At 70.2% G+C, this 18,835-nt stretch carries 14 protein-coding genes; 6 read left to right on the top strand and 8 right to left on the bottom strand.

The window, feature by feature from the left end:
• Nucleotides 1-680 precede the first annotated feature (680 nt).
• From N7L95_RS26200 to N7L95_RS26170, 7 genes are all read right to left on the bottom strand, one after another.
• Nucleotides 681-1,385 (bottom strand): hypothetical protein, encoded by a 705-nt coding sequence (locus N7L95_RS26200; RefSeq protein ID WP_301260569.1) that lies wholly within the window; start codon nucleotides 1,383-1,385, stop codon nucleotides 681-683.
• Between the two features lie 534 nt (nucleotides 1,386-1,919).
• A complete protein-coding gene (locus N7L95_RS26195; RefSeq protein ID WP_301260568.1) occupies nucleotides 1,920-4,541 on the bottom strand; it encodes a 2-oxoglutarate dehydrogenase E1 component in 2,622 nt (873 codons plus the stop codon).
• A gap of 244 nt (nucleotides 4,542-4,785) precedes the next feature.
• The gene (locus N7L95_RS26190; protein WP_301260567.1) at nucleotides 4,786-6,327 is read right to left on the bottom strand and encodes a methyl-accepting chemotaxis protein; all 1,542 of its coding nucleotides are present in this window, start codon (nucleotides 6,325-6,327) and stop codon (nucleotides 4,786-4,788) included.
• A 751-nt stretch (nucleotides 6,328-7,078) separates the two neighbouring features.
• Entirely contained in the window at nucleotides 7,079-7,288 is a 210-nt protein-coding gene (locus N7L95_RS26185; protein WP_301260566.1) for a hypothetical protein, read from the bottom strand.
• A 742-nt stretch (nucleotides 7,289-8,030) separates the two neighbouring features.
• Nucleotides 8,031-8,957 (bottom strand): Kazal-type serine protease inhibitor family protein, encoded by a 927-nt coding sequence (locus tag N7L95_RS26180; RefSeq protein WP_301260565.1) that lies wholly within the window; start codon nucleotides 8,955-8,957, stop codon nucleotides 8,031-8,033.
• Between the two features lie 877 nt (nucleotides 8,958-9,834).
• The gene (locus tag N7L95_RS26175; protein WP_301260564.1) at nucleotides 9,835-11,064 is read right to left on the bottom strand and encodes a hypothetical protein; all 1,230 of its coding nucleotides are present in this window, start codon (nucleotides 11,062-11,064) and stop codon (nucleotides 9,835-9,837) included.
• 19 nt (nucleotides 11,065-11,083) lie between these two features.
• Nucleotides 11,084-11,716, bottom strand: coding sequence for a hypothetical protein (locus N7L95_RS26170; RefSeq protein WP_301260563.1), 633 nt, complete (start codon nucleotides 11,714-11,716; stop codon nucleotides 11,084-11,086).
• 199 nt (nucleotides 11,717-11,915) lie between these two features.
• Here N7L95_RS26170 and N7L95_RS26165 point away from each other — a divergent pair, with 199 nt between their 5' ends.
• Both N7L95_RS26165 and N7L95_RS26160 read left to right on the top strand, forming a co-directional pair.
• Nucleotides 11,916-12,287, top strand: a complete 372-nt coding sequence (locus N7L95_RS26165) for a bleomycin resistance protein (RefSeq protein WP_301260562.1) — start codon at nucleotides 11,916-11,918, stop codon at nucleotides 12,285-12,287.
• Between the two features lie 150 nt (nucleotides 12,288-12,437).
• On the top strand, nucleotides 12,438-12,665 hold the full coding sequence (locus tag N7L95_RS26160) for a sensor histidine kinase (protein WP_301260561.1): 228 nt from the start codon (nucleotides 12,438-12,440) through the stop codon (nucleotides 12,663-12,665).
• A gap of 109 nt (nucleotides 12,666-12,774) precedes the next feature.
• Here the strand turns inward: N7L95_RS26160 and N7L95_RS26155 are convergent, their stop codons facing one another.
• Nucleotides 12,775-13,353 (bottom strand): 3'-5' exonuclease, encoded by a 579-nt coding sequence (locus tag N7L95_RS26155; protein ID WP_301260560.1) that lies wholly within the window; start codon nucleotides 13,351-13,353, stop codon nucleotides 12,775-12,777.
• A gap of 516 nt (nucleotides 13,354-13,869) precedes the next feature.
• On the opposite strand from N7L95_RS26155, the gene N7L95_RS26150 reads away from it, so the two are divergent.
• From N7L95_RS26150 to N7L95_RS26135, 4 genes are all read left to right on the top strand, one after another.
• Nucleotides 13,870-15,006, top strand: coding sequence for a ParM/StbA family protein (locus tag N7L95_RS26150; protein WP_301260559.1), 1,137 nt, complete (start codon nucleotides 13,870-13,872; stop codon nucleotides 15,004-15,006).
• 25 nt (nucleotides 15,007-15,031) lie between these two features.
• Entirely contained in the window at nucleotides 15,032-15,781 is a 750-nt protein-coding gene (locus N7L95_RS26145) for a hypothetical protein (protein WP_301260558.1), read from the top strand.
• Nucleotides 15,782-16,010: 229 nt separating this feature from the next.
• Nucleotides 16,011-16,832, top strand: a complete 822-nt coding sequence (locus N7L95_RS26140) for a PEP-CTERM sorting domain-containing protein (RefSeq protein ID WP_301260557.1) — start codon at nucleotides 16,011-16,013, stop codon at nucleotides 16,830-16,832.
• Between the two features lie 651 nt (nucleotides 16,833-17,483).
• Nucleotides 17,484-18,737, top strand: coding sequence for a hypothetical protein (locus N7L95_RS26135; protein WP_301260556.1), 1,254 nt, complete (start codon nucleotides 17,484-17,486; stop codon nucleotides 18,735-18,737).
• Nucleotides 18,738-18,835 lie beyond the last annotated feature (98 nt).

Here is an 18,835-nt window from a genome sequence, read left to right as displayed (position 1 = left end):
GTCCTTCAAGATGGTCCGCCATGAACCCGTGCGATTACACACAACGTCGGCGAGTCTCAACAACTACGTGTTCACGTAGGACCTCATGAAGGACAACAGAGGCCAGTGACAGTGCAATGAATGACCAAGTCAGCACTGGCAAGGCAGGGCCTTTTTGGCTGCTCCATCAGCGGTGCGATGGCAACTGTCACAACGAACAGGGAGACTGGGTCGATCCGATGGATCGTGTCCTCTTGTGGCACTCAGTGCCAGCAGAACGTGACCCTGGCATGACAGCGCCCCAGTGCCATGAAGGCGCGAATGATGGGACGCTTGCTTCGTTCAGATGAAGCTGACAACCTGCAGAGATGAACAGGTCGGACTGGGCACCGAGGCCCGGTGTCGAATCGGTATTTCGCTCTGCCCTGCCTTCATCCGCAGCGCGCATCGCGGCCCTCGACAGCAGGGCCGAGGTCGCGGCCACGGCGCGGGAACCGCCTGATTCACTGCGGCGTGGAGCGGCCATGCGCAGGGCACTTGCGACAGCGCTCAACAGCCGGGCTCTGGTGATGAAGCGATGCAAGGCGCCGCCACCAGTCGAAGGCGTTGAGGCGTTCAGGCGTTCAGGTTGTCGAGGAGATCGAGGAGATCGAGGAGATCGTGCGTGCCGTGAGCAGGCTGTCCATCGGACAGCCGCCGCCTCACACCGCAGGGCCGCGTCGATGCACCGAGCGACGTCCCTGCCAAGCCAGGACCCAGAGTCCCGCACCCCACAGCCATGTCGTGCGGGGCTCGGGAATCGCCTGCACGCCCACGATGCGCACGGTGCCGTACACCGTTTCGTCCCACTGCAGAATGCCGTCCTGGCTGCCCCAGCTGCGGTACTCGTAGGCGGACGCAGGCAGGGGCCGGTCGAGCTGGGCGGTGAGCATCTCGAGCACCGCGTCCGCTGTCAGCGCAGGCGGTTCTTGCCACGGCGAATGGAAGGTCGCTGTGACGGATGAGGCCCACCCCTGGTCTTCGCCTTCCGCAAGCCAGGACCGGCTGTGCGTCAGGGACGTCACGAGCTGCGGCCCGCTCCAGTCCTGCACGATGCGCGTGACGCTCTCATACCTCCCGGTCGGCGGCGGTGCACTCCCCGGTCCCCACTGCGTGCTGCCCGACACACCGAGCTGATGGCTTCGGGAGCTGGGAGAGACGTCGACCGGCTCCAGCACCGTGTTGTCGAAGGAGAGGGCAATGACAACCGGCGGTTCGCTGAGGGGAGCCGAGACGTAGAAGCCGTGGTGAAGCCAGACCCGCTCCGTCCACGTGACCTCATGGTCGACCCTCACGGGGCGCGCCGCGACAGGAAGGGCGACCGTGGCACCGAGGAGAACCGCGTTCAGCGACTGGATGAATCCCATGGCGCCTCCTTCGAGAGAGCAGGAACCTTCCGCCACTATAGGCCCCGGCCCATCACCCTGCCGCTCGTGGATGAGGGGTGATGCACGGTGCGTCGGATGGCCCGGGGCGGCAGGTGAATCGCCGGAGAAATGCGTCGCCCGGCTCCCTGCGATCGAGGTGCCAGTCATCCCGGGATGTCGCCGGGCAGCAAATGAAGCGTGCCCGCCCTGCGGTTGGCGCAGGCGATGGACAGGGGCGCAGCGCGCCGGTGGGCGGCCGGTGCTGCCAGTGGGCAACGGACGCGGTGTGGGCCTTCGCCACTCGTCGCGAGACGCCGCGCGCTGCCGGAGCGCGTGGCCTGCACGCCATGGCAGACAGCTTCCGCGGCACACGGGGGTGGTGCCCCGGCTCCGGCCCCCACCGCTGGTCGGGCCCCGGCTCTCAGGCACGGGACCGGGAGCGCGCCTCGGGTCGCCACCCGGGCGCCGGCGGTCCACCCCCGACGCCCGGCGAAGCGCGGCCGGTGAGGCGCGCTCACTCCGGCCGACAGCCGCTCAGCCCTGCTGCGGCCCCTGCACGCCAAGGGCTCGCTCGACGAGCGCCGCCTCCTGGCGGTGGTGCACCGCATAGGACGAGGTGGCACCCGACGCCGTATTCGGCTGCGAGACGCATTGCAGCTCGACACCGGCCGGGCAGGCACGGGCCAGGTCGTCGCGCACGAAGGACCACGCACCGTGGTACAGGTTTTCTTCCTGCGCCCACACCACCGTGCGCAACCGCGGGTAGCGTGCCAGCATCGCGGCCAGGGTCTCCGCCGGGAAGGGATAGAGCTCTTCCACTCGCAGCAGGGCCACCTCGGCGCAGACATGCTGGAGCTGCCCGCGGCGCAGCTGGTAGTGCAGCTTGCCGCTGCACAGCACGACGCGCGTCACCTCCTCGGGAGAGCTCACCTGCTCGTCGTCCAGCACCGGCTGGAAGTCACCTGCGAGCAGCTGCGCCAGCGGCGAGTGCGAGCCCGGCTCCTTGTAGAGCTTGACCTTCGGCGTCATCACCACCAGCGGCTTGCGCTCGGCACAGAAGGCCTGGCGGCGCAGCAGGTGGAACATCTGGGCCGAGGTCGACGGATATGCCACCCGCAGGTTGTGCTCCCCACACAGCGACAGGAAGCGGCCCAGGTGCGCGTTGGAGTGCTCCGGGCCCACGCCTTCATGGCCATGCGGCAGCAGCATGGCCAGGGCCGAGCGGTAGCCCCACTTGTCTTCGCCGGCGCTGATGTACTGGTCGATGAACACCTGCGCGCCGTTGACGAAGTCGCCAAACTGCGCTTCCCAGATCGTCAGCGCGCGCGAAGCCTGCACGCTGTAGCCGTACTCGAGGCCGACCACCGCCTCTTCGGACAGCACCGAGTTCACCACGTCGAAGCGCGCCGCGGCGCCCAGGTGCTGCAGCGGGATGAAGGGCGCGCCCTCGCCGGCCTGCTGCGCCTGGTCGTGCCAGGCGGCATGCCGGTGCATGAAAGTGCCGCGCTGCACGTCCAGCCCCGACACCCGCACATCGACGCCAGCGCCCAGCACCGAGGCATAGGCCATGTTCTCCGCGAAGCACCAATCCGCCGGGGCCTGCATGTCGCTCGAAGTCGCTTTCCAGCGCTCGATCAGGCTGCGAACCTGCGGGTGCGGCTCGAAGCCCTGCGGCAGGCGCGTCATGGCGGCCACGGCCTGCTGGAGCGCGCTGTGCGTGAAGGGCACCGAGGCCGTGCCTTGCAGCGGCTGCGCCTCGGCCGGTGCGCTGCGGCGCTTGTCGCTGAAGGCGGCGACGGCGGCCGACTGGCGGGCCACCAGGTAGGCGGCCATCTCGTCCTGCGAGGCAACGCCGGCCGCCACCAGGGCGGCACCATACAAGGCCACCACCGAAGGCTTGTGCTGCGTCCTGGCATGGCCGCCCGGGTTGGTCAGCGCCGGCACGTCGTGCTCCGAATGGCCCAGGCGGCGGTAGCCGATCAGGTCGATGACCACGTCGCATCCGAAGACGGTGCGGTACTCCACCGCCATGGCGGCGGCGCGCAGCACCTGCTCGGGCGCGTCGGCATTCACGCGCAGCACGGGCGCGTCGACCATGCGCGTCACGTCGGTGCAGTAGCGCGATCGTGCGGCGCTCATCAGGTTGAGTTCGGTGAAGCCCACCTGGTTGTTGATGATCACGTGCACCGTGCCGCCCACCGAGTAGCCCGGCTTCTGCGTCAGCGCCAGCGTCTCCATCACCACGCCCTGGCCCGCAAAGGCCGCGTCGCCATGCAGTACCAGGGCCATCGCGCGGTTCTGCTGCGCAGGCGGTGCCAGCGTCCGGCTGGCCAGCGCCATGCCCGTCACCACGGGGTACACGCTCTGCAGGTGCGAGGGGTTGTAGGCCAGGGTGACGGCCACCTCGCCGCGCTCCGTGGTCACCCGGTGCGAGCCGCCCAGGTGGTACACCAGGTCGCGGTGGCGCTCGGGGTGGGGCGAAGCCGGGTCGAAGTAGTCGAGCACGTCGGCCGGCGACATGCCGAGTACGTTGACGAGCACATTGACCCGTCCCCGATGTGGCATGCCCATGAAGATCTCGCCCAGCCCATGCGCTGCGGCTTCCTCGATCAGCGCATCCAGCAGCGGCACCAGGGCTTCGCAACCTTCCAGCGAGAAGCGCTTGGCATCAGGAAAGCGCCCGGCCACGAACTGCTCCCACGCTTCGGCACGCACCAGGCGGTCGAGCAAGCGCTTGCCGCCGCGTTCGGGCTGGCTGACAGCGGCTTCCATGCGGGCCTGCAGCCACTCACGGCGATCGTCGTCGCGCACCGCCGACGCATCCAGCGCCAGCGTGCCGCAGTAGGCGCCCTTCAGCAGCCGGTCGAGCTCCTGCACGGTGCGCGCGCCCTGCCAGGCGCTGCCGTCTGCAGCCACCGGCTCATCGGCCGACAGGCCGAAGCCGGCCAGCGACAGGCCTTCTGCATCCAGCGGCTGGGATGCACCCAGCGGGTCGAGCACGGCATGGCGGTGGCCGTCACGGCGGTGTGCCTCGATGAAGCGCCGCACCTGCGGACGAAGACCGGCGAGGGCATGATCTGCCGGCTGCGCCTGCTGTTCGATGAGGGCATGGCGAGCGCCCGCCGCCGCACCTGCGATAAGCGTATCTGTAGACATGGGTCTGCTGGACCAAATGAAAAGTGGAGCCGAAGCTCCATGGGCGGTCTGCGCCGCGCCGGCGCCGCAAGGCTGCGGCACCGCCGTGGCGAGGGCCCGTTCACGGGCCGTGCCTTCCCTTCGGGAGAAGCTCACGGGCCCACCGAGGCTGCCGGGCAGGTCGCCCGGCGGATGTCTTGCCTGCCACCCGGGACAGGGACCGCTGCGGATCGCGCCGCAGCCGGTCAGGACTGGATGGCGAGGGTCAGAGCGCGAAGGCGCGGACCACGTCGGTCAGTTCCTTCGCCTGGTCATGCATGGCACGCGCGGAGGCGGTGCCTTGTTCCACCATGGCGGCGTTCTTCTGGGTCGAGTCGTCCATCTGCAGAATGGCGGCGTTGACCTGCTCGATGCCCATGCTCTGCTCGCGGCTGGATGCGCTGATCTCGGCCACGATGCTGCTCACCTGCTGGATGCTGGTCACGACCTGCTGCATCGTCGCGCCGGCCTGCTCCACCATCTTGCTGCCCTGGTCGACCTGGGCGGCCGAGGCGTCGATGAGCGACTTGATTTCCTTGGCCGCCTGGGCGCTGCGTTGCGCCAGGCTGCGCACTTCGCCGGCCACGACCGCGAAGCCACGGCCCTGCTCGCCGGCACGCGCCGCCTCGACGGCGGCATTCAGCGCCAGGATGTTGGTCTGGAAGGCAATGCCGTCGATCACGTCGATGATCTCGACGATGCGCTTGGACGAGCTGGCGATGGAGCCCATGGTGTCGATCACCTGGCCCACCACCTGGCCGCCTTGGGCGGCGATCTCGGAGGCCGAGATGGCCGACTTGCTGGCCTCGCTGGCACCGTCGGCGCTGTTCTTCACGGCCGAGGTCAGCTGCTCCATCGCGGAAGCCGTCTCCTGCAGCGCACTGGCCTGTTGCTCGGTGCGTGCCGACAGGTCGAGGTTGCCCTGGGAAACTTCATGCGCCGCGGTGGCGATGGTGTCGGCCCCCACCCGCACCTGCGAGACGATGCCGTGCAGGCTCTGCACCATGCTTTGCAGCGCCTGGATCAGGCGGCCCACCTCGTCCTTGCCCTCGACTTCCACGCGATGGGTCAGGTTGCCGGCCGCGACCGATTCCGCCAGGTCGATGGCGCGCTGGATCGGGCGGGTGATGGACTTGGTGATGTAGTAAGCGGTGCCGACGCCGAGCAGCATGGCCACCAGCGACGCCAGGACCATCTGGAACTTCGCGCGGCCCGAGCTCTGGCGGGCGCCGGTCACGTCCGACACCATGCTGTTGGCCTGCAGGTCGACCATCTTGTCGATCAGCGCGTAATACCGCGCCTGGGGCGCCGGCATCTCGTTCTGGTAGACCGCCATGGCCTCGTCGCGCTGGCCGGCCTTCATCAGGTCGAACACCTTGCGCACCACGGCGCCGTATTCCTTGCGCGCGTTGGTCTGCTCCTCGAAGATGGCCTTGGCCTCGGGAGTGTTCAGCAGCTTCTCGAGCTTGGACAGGTTCTCGGTGTTCGCAGCGCGGATGGCGGCGTAGTCGTCCGTGTGCTTCTTGACCTGCTCCGGCGTGTTGGACAGCAGGATGCGGCCGATCGTGATGACGCCCTTGTCGCCATACGACTTGATGGTGTTGCTCAGCGCGATCTGCGCGTAGCGGTCGTCCACCACCTTGTCCATCACGGCACCAAGCCGATCCACCACCGTCATGCCAACCGCCAGGGTCACCAGCAGCAGTGCGATCACGACCGAGAAGGCCAGGGCCAACCGGGAACCTATCTTCAGGTTTGCGATATTCATTTGATACTCTGAAATCGATTTGACTGCCGCTGGGTAGCAGCAGCAACAACCACGACAAATGGCAGCCTCACGGCGGGCTCTGCGCCCGCGGGGCCTACATGCGACATCAACGGCATCCCCGGCGCGGTATTGAGGGCGTTGTGCAGCGCTTCTCCGGTTTTCGTGCACTTTGTGGCGTGCTTGGGATCGCGCGCCGGCCTGGCCGATGTGCGCTGTCGCACGGGTGGGGTGGAGGTCGTGGCAGCTGCCACGGTCGGAATTCACGCGGCAGGAACCGCCCCGCGCCGAGCTCGTGGCCCGCTCGGGCCGCAGGCCGGTGCGCGGCATGCGAAGGCCGCCATCGAGGGCCGCGACATCGTCTCGGCGAGCAGTCGGCCGCCCGGTGCGCGAGGTCGCTCTCGCATGCCGCCATGAGGGCACCTGCAGGCGGCTGCCTGCCGCGTCGACCCGCCCAGCGCTTGAAGCGGCGTTGCCTCTATTCATGGGACGGCCTTGGCCTGCGGCGGCGCCACGTCGCCGGCGCAGAAGACCAGACAGGCGGCCTGGCCAAGATCGGGGAGGGTTGGCCCGACCGGCGGCGGCCCGCGCGGTGCCGGCAAGCCGTGGCGCGGTCTCCATGCACCGCGCTGGCCGTCGAGCAGGGCAGATGGAGATCGTGCGCAGCGAACGGGTGGCACCGCGGGTGGTGCGTCACTTGCGCGGCTCGACCACCCCGGCCAGGGCAAACCCCGCAGGGCCTGCCCTTGCGAGATCAAGGCCTGGTCAAGGGCTGCATCGTGGTGGCGAAGGGCCAGCCCTGGCTTTCGTCGGTATGGATCTGCCGGTGGAAGCTGCGGCGCAGGCCCGGGTGTTCGGCCTTCACCTGCCTCCGGGCGCCGGCCGCCTGGTCGATGCGCATGTCGTTCGGTGCATCGGCCACGCCGAAGCCCACCACCACCGGCTCCTCACCCAGCAGGCGCACCCCGGTGCGGATGTTCTCGGCGCCATAGGCCGGGTCGGCAAGCGCGGGGCCGTCGTGCTACTGCGGCGCGGCGTAGGCCATGGCACCGGCCTGCACCATGGCCTGGCAGAAGCGTTGGTCGCACGCGCTCCACGGCGCCGGTGGCAAAGTGATGATGAAGCCGGGACAGCGCCGCTTCAGCTCTTGGCTGATCCAGATCCTCTCCGCCGTGTCGGGTGCCTGGCCGGCCTCGAAGGTGTTCCAGTCGACGCGGTCGAAGCCCCCGAGCCGGGTGCATCAGGCCGCCAGGCTGTCGACGACGGCCTGCGGCTTGGCCCGGTCGGGAAAGCTCATGCCGTTGCCGGCCCCACCGACCGAGAGGATGACCTTGCGGCCCTGCACCGTGCGCGCATAGGTGTTCCAGTCGAGGCCGTCGAAGCCGCCGAGCCGGATTCACAAGACCGCCACGCTGTTGACAACGGCCTGCGCCTTGGCCCGGTCGGGAAAGCTCATGCCGTTGCCGGCGCCACGACCGAGAGGATGACCTTGCGGCCTTGCACCGTGCGCGCATGGCGGATGTCTTCCACCAGATGGCTGGCCACGCCGCGGCCATCGCCCGGCGGCGTCCAGACGACGGCACCGGGGCTACCCAACAGGCCAGGCGGGGCAAGGGGCGCAAGAAAGACCAGCGCGTGGACGCCTCGAGGCGTCCACGCGCTGGATCAAGGACGGCTCGTGTCAGGAGCAGTCTGCGCGACTCCGGTCAACGGCGCTTGCTGGGCGCGGCGGTGGGTGCGGCGCCCTCGCAGGCACCGCGATGGGCCAGTTGCACGCGCGCGGCGGCACGCTCGCAGTCATTGCCATAGGTCACGCCGTCGCAACCACAGACCGGATCGGCCAGTGCAATGCAGACGTCGGGCACCGTGCGACAGGCACCTGCCACGCTGCCGGCGGCACAGGCATTGGGCAGCGACGCATCGCAGAACTCACCCGCCCCACAGGCCGCTGCCCCGGCCTTGCCGCCGCAGGCGCGCGGGGTGGCGGGCAGTTGCGCCAGTCGCTGCAGGTAGAACTCGGTGGCCACGAGCACGTCGCGCACGCCGCCCGGACCGCTCACCGTGCGATGCCGGCCGGCCACCAGCAGGCCGGGCGCCGACAGGGCTTGCACCCCCTCGGCGGTCTGCTGGGCCGAGGCTCCCGCCTTGTCGAGTTCGACGCCGGCGATGGCTCGCTTGGCCACGAAGTTCAAGGCCTGCTGCTCGATGCTCGGGCAAGGGTGGGTGATGCAGCGGATGCCGTTGTCTTGCACACGGTAGACCGCGCCGCCGCCTGCGCGCTGGACCTGGCCCTCCCAGCCTTCGGTGGCCGTCAGCGTGGGGACGATCCACGGCAGTCCTTCCTGCCGCACGGCGGCCAGGGTGCCGCGCACCAGCGCATGGCCCTGGCCGAACTTGAGCAGGAAGGCCGCACGCTCGCCTTCGCTCCAGCGCGTCGGCGCCGTGTCGAGCACGGCCGCATGGCACTCGGCCTGCCAGCTGCCGTCGGCACACTGGGTGCGCGGCTTGTTGACCGCACGCACGAAGTAGCCGCCGCACATCGGGAAGGCGCAACGCCGCAGATCGGGGCGGGTCACGATGTAGTACATCGCCTCATCGGCGGAGGCAGCTGCTGCCGCGGGTTCTTGCGCCATGGCGGGCAACGGGGTCGCCACCAGGGCGGCAAGGGCCAAAAGCATCCACTTCAGTCGGTTCCACATGATGGTAGGTAGGTGTGAGGGTTCGAAGAGAAGACAGGGATGGGAGCGCCGGTGTGTCGTTGTGCCCGTCGGCAGCAGCGCATGCGCTGCCCGACGCACCGGCTCTCCAGCGGCCGCAGGAGCGGGGCGTAGTCTAGGTTTTCGCGCACCAATTCGGGACTGACGCACTTACTAGGTGCGTAATGCGCGCAAATGGAATACCGACTGTCTCGTATGTGACACCGTTTAGGCAGTCGAATGCACAAAGTGAGTGCGTACGGGCGATCTGCGCGCGGTTGGGGCCCCAGCCGGCTTGCGAACCGCCAGCCGCGGCGCTTGCCCGCCGACTGCCGCGGCACTCCGGATGAAGAACGGCAATGCGGGCAACTGCAAGCCGATATCGAGGCACGGGACCGGGCCAGCTCATTGCGGAAACAAGGTCGAGCCAGCGGCGCTGAAGCCGGGCTCGGTCTTTCACGTGTCACTGTGGCGCGCTGTTGAGGCGTCGCTGCCAGGCCTCACCTCAGCGCGGACCGTCGACGCACCGGGCCGCTCCGCCGATGGGCGGCACCCTCGCTCCAGGCCCGACGCCCGGCCCACGAACGCAGCCGCGCTCGAAGCCGGGGCCCTGCCCCCTGTTCGGTGCAGGCGCCGCGCTTGTACCGGCCCGAGCGCCAGTGCCTGAAGCACGCGCCTGCAACGCGCACCCGCGGCAGCGCCGCAGCGCGGGGATGCGGCATCGGCATCGGCATCGGCATCGGCATCGGCATCGGCATCGATGCGCGAGCCGCGGCCGCCACGCCGCCGCGGCCGCCCCGACCGCTGCGTCCCTTCAGGGACAGGCGGCAGCCGTCCGCTGTTCCGGGTCCAGGCAGGCCTGCCACAGCGAGGCCGGCAGTTCCGGCGTCAGCAGGATCGTCGACATCGACACCAGCACCACCCACTGCCCGGGCTGCTGCATGGCACGCCAGACGGCCGCTGCCGCCTTGCCCGTGCGGATCTCGCCCTGCTTGCCGGTGCGGCCGCGGGCCAGCACGGTCCCCTCATTGCCCAAGGCGGCCAGCACCGGCTGCGGACTGTCGGCCGAGATGGCCACCATGCGCCAGTCGCGCCCGGCCGCGGGCAGGCCCTCGTCGATCCAGCGCAGGTTGAGCCCGGCCGCCGAGCCGATCACCCACACCTCGCGCAGCGCGTCGCTGGCCTCGCCCGACGCCAGCGGGCGACGATAGGGCCTGCGGGCAGCGTCCTCGGTATAGACCGCCCGGATCTCGCCTTGCGACCCAAGGACCGTGACCACGGGATGCTCGACCAGTTCGTAGCGGCCATCCAGCTCTTCCATGCGGGGCTCGACGGTGATGCTGCGCAGCAGCTGCCCCTGCGCGTCGTACACATGGCGAGCCCGAGCGTCAGCGGGGATGGCCAGCGCGCAAGCGCCTTCGCTGGGCTGCCACAGCGCCGCCAGGCCGCCCAGCGGGTCGTAGGCGAAGCAATGCGCTGCCTGCAGCTGCCAGGGCGCCTGGCGGGCGGCCTCGCGCCGCCACTGCATGACGCCGAGCAGCCGGCCCTCGCTGTCGTAGCGGAAGGTTTGCGTGGCCACCAGCTGCAGGTCGTCGGCGGTCGGCACGAGCGGCTCTGGCGCATCGGCCCGGCGCTCCTCGAAAGCCGCGCTGAGCCCCAGCTCGTCCACCCGGCAGAGCCGTGCCGCGCCAGCGGCGTCCCGCTCGAAGTACAAGAGGCTGCCCGGCTGCACGCGGACCTCGTCGGGCTGGTAGGCAGGCCAGTCCACCTGCTCAGGCCACAGCGGCGCCAGCCGCATGCGCCGGCCCTCCATGATCACCTGCGGCTCTGACAGCGTGTCCACCTTCACCCGCTGCCCTTGCCGGCCCAGCAGATGCTCGCCCACCGCCATCTCGGCCTCGCCCGCCTGCCACACTTGCCACGCCCTGGGCGGCGCCGCACCAGGTGCGGCATCGGCCGGGTTGCAGAGCGCGGCATGCGCAGGCAGGCTGGCCACCAGCAGCAGGAGGCCGCTCGACCACAGTGTCTTCCTCAGGCCCCACATCGGCATCGTCCTGCCCCTTTCACATGAACTGGCGGTGGTAGAGCGTTTCCACCGCGCCCCACCACTCGCTCGAGAAACCGCCAAAACGCAGGGCCGCCTCACGGTCGTCGAACAACAGGAAGGGGTAGGCGTCGCGCACCAGTTCGCCGTCCTGCGGCAGGCGGTAGGGCTGGAAGCGGCCGCCTTCTCCGAAGTAGCGCTCCAGTGCCTCCCCGGCATGCACATGCATGTACCAGGCATTCAAGGCCGTGCCGGCAAAGGCACTGTCGGCCGCTTCCGGGAACCGGCCGCCCTGGCCGGCCGGCATCGAGGCGCCGAGCAGGCCGAGCACCACACGCAGGCTGCCGAGAAAAACGATCTCGCCGCTGCGCGAGGTGGCACCATGCCGGCGCGCCTCGCTGAGCAGCTGGGCGATGGTGCCGGAGGCCCGCGAGGCAGGCACGATGGACGAGACGCAGAAGCGATCCACATCGGCCGGCGCCACTGCTTGTGCGCGCGGCAGCTCGCGGTCCAGCTGCGCCAGTTCGGCATGCAGGCGACGCAGCCAGTCCCGGTAGCGGCGGCCCGCCGCCACACGATCGAAAGCCCATGCCGGTGTGGCACAGGCCAGGCCGCACAGCAGGGCGGTGCGCCGAGTGATTCTTGGATTCATGAGGTCCCCTCAACCGCCGGGCATGGTAGCTCAGCCTCGGCGGCTGTCGTGAGCCGGTCGGCGGCAGCCGCGCCCGGCGCCGGCGGGCCGTCCTCTGGCAGTGGTGGCAACCTGTTCGCAGGTGCTCGCCGCCGATTGCCGCACCCGGCTGGTTTTGCGACACTTCGACCGCCCGCAACCCAGCCGCTCAAGGAGTGTGATGCCCCCTCAGACCGTCATTCCCCAATTGCGCATCACGGACGCACAGGCCAGCCTTCGCTTCTATGTGGACGGCCTGGGATTCAGCGTCGACTGGACCCATCAGTTCGAGCCCGGCTTTCCGCTCTTCATGCAGCTGACGCGGCAAGGCCAGACGCTCTTCCTGACCGAGCACAGCGGGGATTGCGAAGTGGGCGGCGCGGTGTACTTCAGGGTGCCGGATGTCGATGACTGCTTCCGGGCGTTCCGGGCCGCCGGCGTGCTGCCCACCGACGGGCCGGAGGACACCGCCTGGGGCACCCGCGAGATGCTGCTCAAGGACCCCGACGGCAACCGGCTGCGCTTCGCCAGCGAGGTCGCGCAGGCGGCCTAGCACCCGAAGCGCTTTGGCCGTGCATCACCGCCCGGCCTTCCGCTCCTGCGCATGAGCGTCGGCACGGACCGGGGACGCAGACGCAGCGCGGGTGGCCACCTCACGCCACGGCCGCGCCAGCGACGCGCATCGGGACGCAGCGCAGCGCACTTGGCGTGGCTCGCCGCAGACGACAGGCCCGGCCTTCCTGTCGAAGCGCGCGAGCGGGTATCCGACCGCTTCTACCGCGGCGTGCAAGGCCGCGGCCAGGCCGGCTCCGGCCTCGGGCTGGCCATCGTCCAGCGCGCGGTCGCCCGCGTGGGCGGCGGCTGGTGCCTGCCAACCGGGCTGGAAGGCGCCAGTTGCTGCGGTGCGCTCGACATGCCAGCGGCTCGGTGAGAACGGGCGCAGCGCGCCCGCGCAGGACCGGTGTCGGTCCATGCGCTGGGGTGCAGGAGCGGCTGGTGGACGCCAGGACGACCGCCCGCCCCTGGCGCTGCATGCCGCCTCACCTCGCGGCGGCCGCCGCACCGCCCAGTCGGGCCTCACCCAACACGTAGGGAAGCAGCCGCGCGATGTTGCGGGCGTCGTCGATGCCCCGGTGATGCGTGCCCGCGAACTGCAGCCCGGCCAGGCGGACCGCTTCGCCAAGCCCCGGCCGCTTGCGCAGCTGCTGGCGCTCGGCCATCAGCTGCTTGACGTTCAGGTGCGGCGCCTGGATCGGGCAAGGCACGCGATGGAAGGCACAGTCCTGCTCCAGCTGCTTCCGGTCATAGTCGCCCCAGGAACAGAAGACGAACATGCGGTAGGGGCGCAGCCATGCCTTGAACTCGTCCATCACCGCCGGAAACGAGAGCGCCGCCTCCACGTCTTGCTGGCGTATGGAAGTGAGCTGGGTGCAGAAGTCGGTGAGCCGGGGATGACGAACCGGCCGCACGAAGCGCTGGAACTCGCCAACGATCGCCAGCCCGCCGGCCTCCACCATCACCGCCCCCACTTCGATGATTTCCATCTGCCCGCGCGGCACCGTGCCCTGGTCGCAGCAGGTGGCTTCGAAGTCGATGACGAGATAGTGGGTCGCATTCATGCAGGTCCTCGGGACGGGCTTGCCGCGCAGTGGGCGCGGCGCTGGGGAGACCGCCAGCCCGCCGTGGTTCATCGGCCGGCCGTCGGCTGGCGCCGCAGTATAGGAAACGGCGGGGAAACAGCGGGGAAACGGTGGGAAAACGGCGGCGTCAGCTTGCCGGTCACGCCGGGGCCGGCCGGTGCGCCGCAAGACGGCCGCACCGGCCGTCCCGGCCGCCTCGTCGCGCCAGACGTCGGGAGCCGTGCTTGCTCGGCCTGTAGAAGATGCCGCCGATCCCGGCGACAGCCGGTGACCGAGCCGTCGCAGCGCACCGCCACGGATCGGCGATTCTTGCGGGCCTGCGTGCGTTTTCCACAGCCGGGTTTCTCCCGGGTGCCGGCCTCCGTCGCGCCGCTGCAAGCGGGGAGCGCCATGAGCCGGGTGCGCAAGACCCACAAGGCATCCTGGTTGCTAGCAAGCGGTCACAGTCCCCCTTGCAGGACACCACGACCGACCTGCGCAACCAATGAGGTGACCATGGCCCCATCCAACCCTGCCAAATTGCGGGAAGTGCACAGCGAGCAGCAGGACAGCACCCCCGCATCGACCCCGGTGGTCCGCGCCATCGACGTGGGCTTCGGCCTGGTGAAGTTCAGCCTCCCCGCCGAGGGCGGCATCACCTTCTCGTCCTTTCCTTCAATGGCCATTCCGGCCGATGTGAGCGCGGTGCGCAGCCTGAGCACCCGGCGCCGCGACACCTTCGACGTGCCGGCCAACGGTGCCGAGTACGAAGTGGGCCGCGATGTCGGCCTGGCGCAGGCCGGCGGCAGCTTCGGCCGCGACGTGACGGACGAGTTCTACAAGGGCGCGATCTATGAAGCGCTCACCAAGGGCGCGCTGCGCTACATGGCCGAGGCGGGTGACACCGCCATCGACGTGCTGGTGCTGGGGCTGCCGGTGAACCAGTACAACGACTCCAAGCGCCGCGACTACCTGCGCCAGACCTACGAACGCGCGGTGGAGATCGGCGATGGCAAGACCATCGAGGTGCGCAAGGTCATCGTGCAGGCCCAGCCGATGGGGGGCTATGCCGCCCTGGAGGAGCACCTGGACGAGCTCAACCAGGTGATCAAGGCCACTGGCGGTGCCCTGCAGCCGCTCGCCTCCATCGACGAGATGGACGAACTCTCGGTGCTGATGGTGGACCCGGGCGAGCACACGCTGGACTGGCTGCTGATCCAGCAAGGCAGCATCAACCCGCGTGCCAGTGGTGCTGCCTCCGACGCCGGCCGCCATCGCGTCATCCGCGCGGTGCAGGATTCGCTGGCGGCCGACATCGGCCGGCCGCTGGGCCCCGCGGTGGCGCCGCGCATCAACGAGGCGCTGCGGCTCAAGCAGCCGGTCAAGCTCACCGGCGTGGCGCACGACCTGGCCAAGTACGAGCCGCAGATCATGAGCGTGATCGAGGACTCGCTGAACCGCATGATCGACGGCCTGCGCGATGCCTACGAGATCATCGACCTCATCGTGCTGGTGGGCGGGCACCCGGCCCGCTACCGCGACGTGTTGAGCCGGCGTTTCCCGTCCATCCCGGTGTTCGTGATGCCGGACTCGATGGCGGCCAATGTCCGCGGCTTCCAGATGATCGGCGAGGCCATGACCGAGCAGGCTTGAAGCCCGGGCCTTGCGGGAGCCTGCCATGGCCGTGATCCGCCTGCAGCTGGAGATCGACAGCGACGTCTATCCAGAGCTCTACGAAGGACTGCATGCCATCGAGCGGCCGCAGGCGCGGCAGGAGCGCTTGCGCCAGCTCGCCGCCTCGGGCCTGGTGTGGGAGGCCGTGCGGATGCACGGTGGTGCGTCCATCACCGCGCCGGCACCGGGCGTCACGGCCGCCCGCCAGGCGGCCGTGAGCGCGCCTGCCCAGCCTGCGCCTGCCCAGCCTGCGCCTGCCCAGCCTGCGCCTGCCCAGCCTGCGCCTGCCCAGCCTGCGCCTGCCCAGCCTGCCGCGGCGCCGGCCGAAGCGGCGCCCGTAGGCAGCCCGCGGGCACCGGCCGATGCAGTTTTTGCCAAGGCAGGGCGCCGGGGGGAACGACCGGCCGGCGCCGCCATGCCGGGCAGCACCGCGCCCGACCGCGCTGGCGAAGCTGCATTGCCCCTGCCCCCCTCCACCACCGTCGGCGACGTGCCTGCGCCCGCCATCGCGCGCCACCGCCCGCCACAACCCGAACGTGTACCCGTGCTGCTGGATGTGGTGGACGAGGACAGCCCGCCGCCCCTCGATGCATCGCGGGAGCCCACCGCGGTAGCGCCGCCGGGTGACGATGGCCTGGCCGAGGAAGACCGGTTCCCGCTCGCGCCGGCCGTCGAGGCCGGTGTCTACCGGCCCGCCCAGCGCTCGGCGCGACTGAAGCGGATGGTGGACCGGGGACTCTTCAAGAACGGTTGACTCGAGGCCCCTGCGCACAGCCCGTACGGCTGGCCGCACACGCATTCCACCGCCGCGCGCGTGCACCGGTGCCATGGCGACCGGACCGCGCGCGCCCCTGGCGCGCGGTTGCACGACGTTACCGAAGCTGGCCGTGACCACCGGGCCATGGCCTATGTTGACGTGGGCGACTTGCCCGTTTGTCCTTCGAGCCGGGCAGGCGCACGACAACGCTTTTAAGGAGTACGACGTGCCATCCACCCGCCGAACAACAACTGGCCTTCTGACCATCGTCACTGCGCTGTCCCTGGCCGGGCAGCACACGGCCCAGGCCGTGCCGGTAAGCAGCCTCGAGACCTTGAACCTGGCCGCCATGGCAGAGTCCGCCAGCTGGGCCGCGGAAGCACTGCGGCGCACCCGGCAGTTTTCCGGCTGGGGCGCACCCCTCGATTTCAGGGGCAGCTACTCGGCAGACGGTTTCTCCAGCACCACCACCGGCGTCGTGAGCGGCCAGCCCTTCGCCATGGGCTACTCCGGGCAGGTGACGTCGGTGGGCGAGACCGCCTTCCAGCTCGACATCAGCATGAACGGCCACATCGGCGGGCAGCGCTTCGGTTCGTCGGGGTCGATGCAATGGCACTACGACGCCGACCGGCACGCCTACGCCGGCACCCGCTCGGAGCTCATCCGCTTTGGCTCCGACAGCTTTGCGGGCCGGGCGGGCGAGGAACAGGCACGCGTCCCGCTGCTGCCGGCCATCGCGATCGGCGTCGTGATCTATTTCTGGCTGACCAGTACCGCAGAGGGTGAAGGCAGCAGCGACACGACCATCGACTACGACACCACACCGCCCTCGAGTGAAACCGGCACCGGCACGGTCGACGTCGACGACGATTCGGTGAGCAACGAGGTGGACGGCACCGAATCGCTGGACGCGAGCGTCGACGATGGCAGCGTCGTTGGCACCTTGACGCCGGTGCCCGAGCCGGCCAGTGCGGTCTTGTCGCTGCTCGGGCTGGGCGCGCTGCTTGGCACCCGCCACTGGCGGCGGCGCACCGCGACGAGGGCCTGATGGCCCCAGCCTCTGCTGCACACGAGCGGCTTGCGGCCGGTCCGCCGCCCTGAGCCGCGGGCCCGGGACGGCCCTCCAGGCAGCCCGCCGCACGCCGGCGGTGGGCGCTTGCCTGCTCCACTGCCCGGCTTCAAGGACGTCTTGCGTCGCCGCCGGGCCGGCTCCGGCGGGACGCTTCACCGCCTCTCCCTGCAGCGCACCGCCTCCGAGAGGAGCCGGGCAGACGGCTCGGGCACCCTGCATACCCACCCCTCCCCACGCGTCACGGCGGCACCTGAGCCGGGACCACCGGCCGCGATGGCTTCATCCGGCGGCGGATGGCCCGTCGCCTGGCACACCTGCGGATGAACGCAGCAACGCCCCTCGTGCTATGCCGGCGATGCAGCGCTACGGCGCGTCGCCGGCAGCGGCCGCGCCGAAGCCGCTTCACGGGCGCCATGGCAAGATGGGTGCTGTCCCCGCGCTTCTGGCGCGGCGCCCGTGCCCGCACCCCAAGTGCCTTTCACATCCGGCCACCTCTTGCAAGCTTGTGAACCCGTGAACGCCGAGCCTCGCCTCTTCGCCGCGCTGCGCCGGGCAAGGCGGCGGTATCGAATGCCGCCGTTGCCGGCGGATGCGTGCGAGGCGGCGGCGCGCGGCCCGGACGCGGCCATGGCCTTCGCGATCGATGCGGTGCGACGTGCGCTGGCCGCCCGCCAGGTTCCGGACCCCTCGCTGCGGGCGCTGCTCGTGGACGGGCTGGCCTCCATCATCCAGGCGGCCATGCGACCTTCCGGTGGCGATGCCGCCTTCCAGGCCCTGGTACTGAAGGCGCAAAGCCGCACCGTCCAGGAGCATGTGCGGCTGGCAGCCACGGCACCGGCGGACCGCAAGGCGGTGGGTGCAGCGGTCGGCGCCATCGCCCACCCCGGCAAGCTGGCAAGCCGGCCGGATGACGCGATGTGCGCCGCGCTCGCGCCACTGCATCGCCTCGCATGCAGCGGTGAATGGGATGCACTGAAGCGCACCGCAGGCCGCTTGCTCGACCAGCCGCTCGATGCGGAAGACCGGCTGCGGCTGCAGGCGCTTCGACAGCACGCCGGCCTCGAGCGTCTCGCCCGCGGCGCGGCCCTGGCCGCATCCGACGCGGTGGCCCGGTACCAGGCACTCTGCAAGCAGCGTGGCCCGCTGTCCGGCAGCAGTGAGGCAGCCGCCCGGGGCGCCGCCGCCGGGCACCGGGGTGCGGCGACCGAGGCACGCACGGTACAGGCGCTCGATGCCATGGCCGCGCTGCTCAACCGGGAGGCGCCCCGCGGGGCCCATTACCGCGTGGTGAGCCGCCTGCTCGTTCCGGCCGGCTTCCCGGGCAGCGCAGAGCGAGCCAAGAGCGAATGGGATGCCGCCATCGTCCGCCAGGCCGCCGGGGCGCCCGCGGCGGAGGTGGTGCTCCTGGCCGAGGCGAAGGCCTCGCCGGAGGCGGCCGCGGCGGACCTCTCGCGCCTCCTTCGTGGCCTGCAGCGGCTGTCGCTGGCGCCACCGGCGGACGTGTTCCTGTTTCCGTCCGATGGTGCAGCGGTGCGCCTGACCGGCGAGTCCCTGCGCCAGCTGGTGCCGCACGAGCATTCGCTGCCGAAGCAGGTCATCTACTGCTGTGACGCGCCCCTCGAGCCCTCGGTGCCGCTGCTGGGCGCCGCCGCCCGGGGGGCGTTGCTGGCAGAGCCTGCCAGCGTGGACTTCGCGGTACGGCTTGCCAACCACGAGGCGCCTGTTGCCGAGCGGCTCCACCCCGTGTGGACGCGGCTGGTCGAGGACGCGCAGCTGAAGTGGATCCTTCACCAGGATGAGAACGCGCGGACCACACGGGAGGCCATGCTGCATCCCGAAGATGTGCTGGAGGCGGTCGCGGCGGCCGGGCAGGATGGATGAGACTCCAGCATCACCGCCTTTTCTCTGAACCAGGAACACCGCCGCTGCGATCAGCCCCCAAGCCCAGCCCAACGGCCCGCCTTGCGTGCAGGCCGACC

Origin of the sequence: Eleftheria terrae (assembly GCF_030419005.1) — a bacterium.
GTDB classification, from domain to species: Bacteria; Pseudomonadota; Gammaproteobacteria; order Burkholderiales; family Burkholderiaceae_C; genus Caldimonas; species Caldimonas terrae.
This window is presented reverse-complemented; position numbering and strand designations above follow the sequence as displayed.

Excerpts from the sequence above, each read along its gene's own strand:
- N7L95_RS26145 (WP_301260558.1), top strand. The coding sequence starts at position 15,032 with ATGGCCGTGATCCGCCTGCAGCTGGAGATCGACAGCGACGTCTATCCA.
- N7L95_RS26155 (WP_301260560.1), bottom strand. The coding sequence starts at position 13,353 with ATGAATGCGACCCACTATCTCGTCATCGACTTCGAAGCCACCTGCTGC.
- N7L95_RS26170 (WP_301260563.1), bottom strand. The coding sequence starts at position 11,716 with ATGAATCCAAGAATCACTCGGCGCACCGCCCTGCTGTGCGGCCTGGCC.
- N7L95_RS26175 (WP_301260564.1), bottom strand. The coding sequence starts at position 11,064 with ATGTGGGGCCTGAGGAAGACACTGTGGTCGAGCGGCCTCCTGCTGCTG.
- N7L95_RS26195 (WP_301260568.1), bottom strand. The coding sequence starts at position 4,541 with ATGTCTACAGATACGCTTATCGCAGGTGCGGCGGCGGGCGCTCGCCAT.
- N7L95_RS26200 (WP_301260569.1), bottom strand. The coding sequence starts at position 1,385 with ATGGGATTCATCCAGTCGCTGAACGCGGTTCTCCTCGGTGCCACGGTC.
- N7L95_RS26150 (WP_301260559.1), top strand. The coding sequence starts at position 13,870 with ATGGCCCCATCCAACCCTGCCAAATTGCGGGAAGTGCACAGCGAGCAG.
- N7L95_RS26180 (WP_301260565.1), bottom strand. The coding sequence starts at position 8,957 with ATGGCGCAAGAACCCGCGGCAGCAGCTGCCTCCGCCGATGAGGCGATG.
- N7L95_RS26165 (WP_301260562.1), top strand. The coding sequence starts at position 11,916 with ATGCCCCCTCAGACCGTCATTCCCCAATTGCGCATCACGGACGCACAG.
- N7L95_RS26135 (WP_301260556.1), top strand. The coding sequence starts at position 17,484 with ATGGCCTTCGCGATCGATGCGGTGCGACGTGCGCTGGCCGCCCGCCAG.
- N7L95_RS26190 (WP_301260567.1), bottom strand. The coding sequence starts at position 6,327 with ATGAATATCGCAAACCTGAAGATAGGTTCCCGGTTGGCCCTGGCCTTC.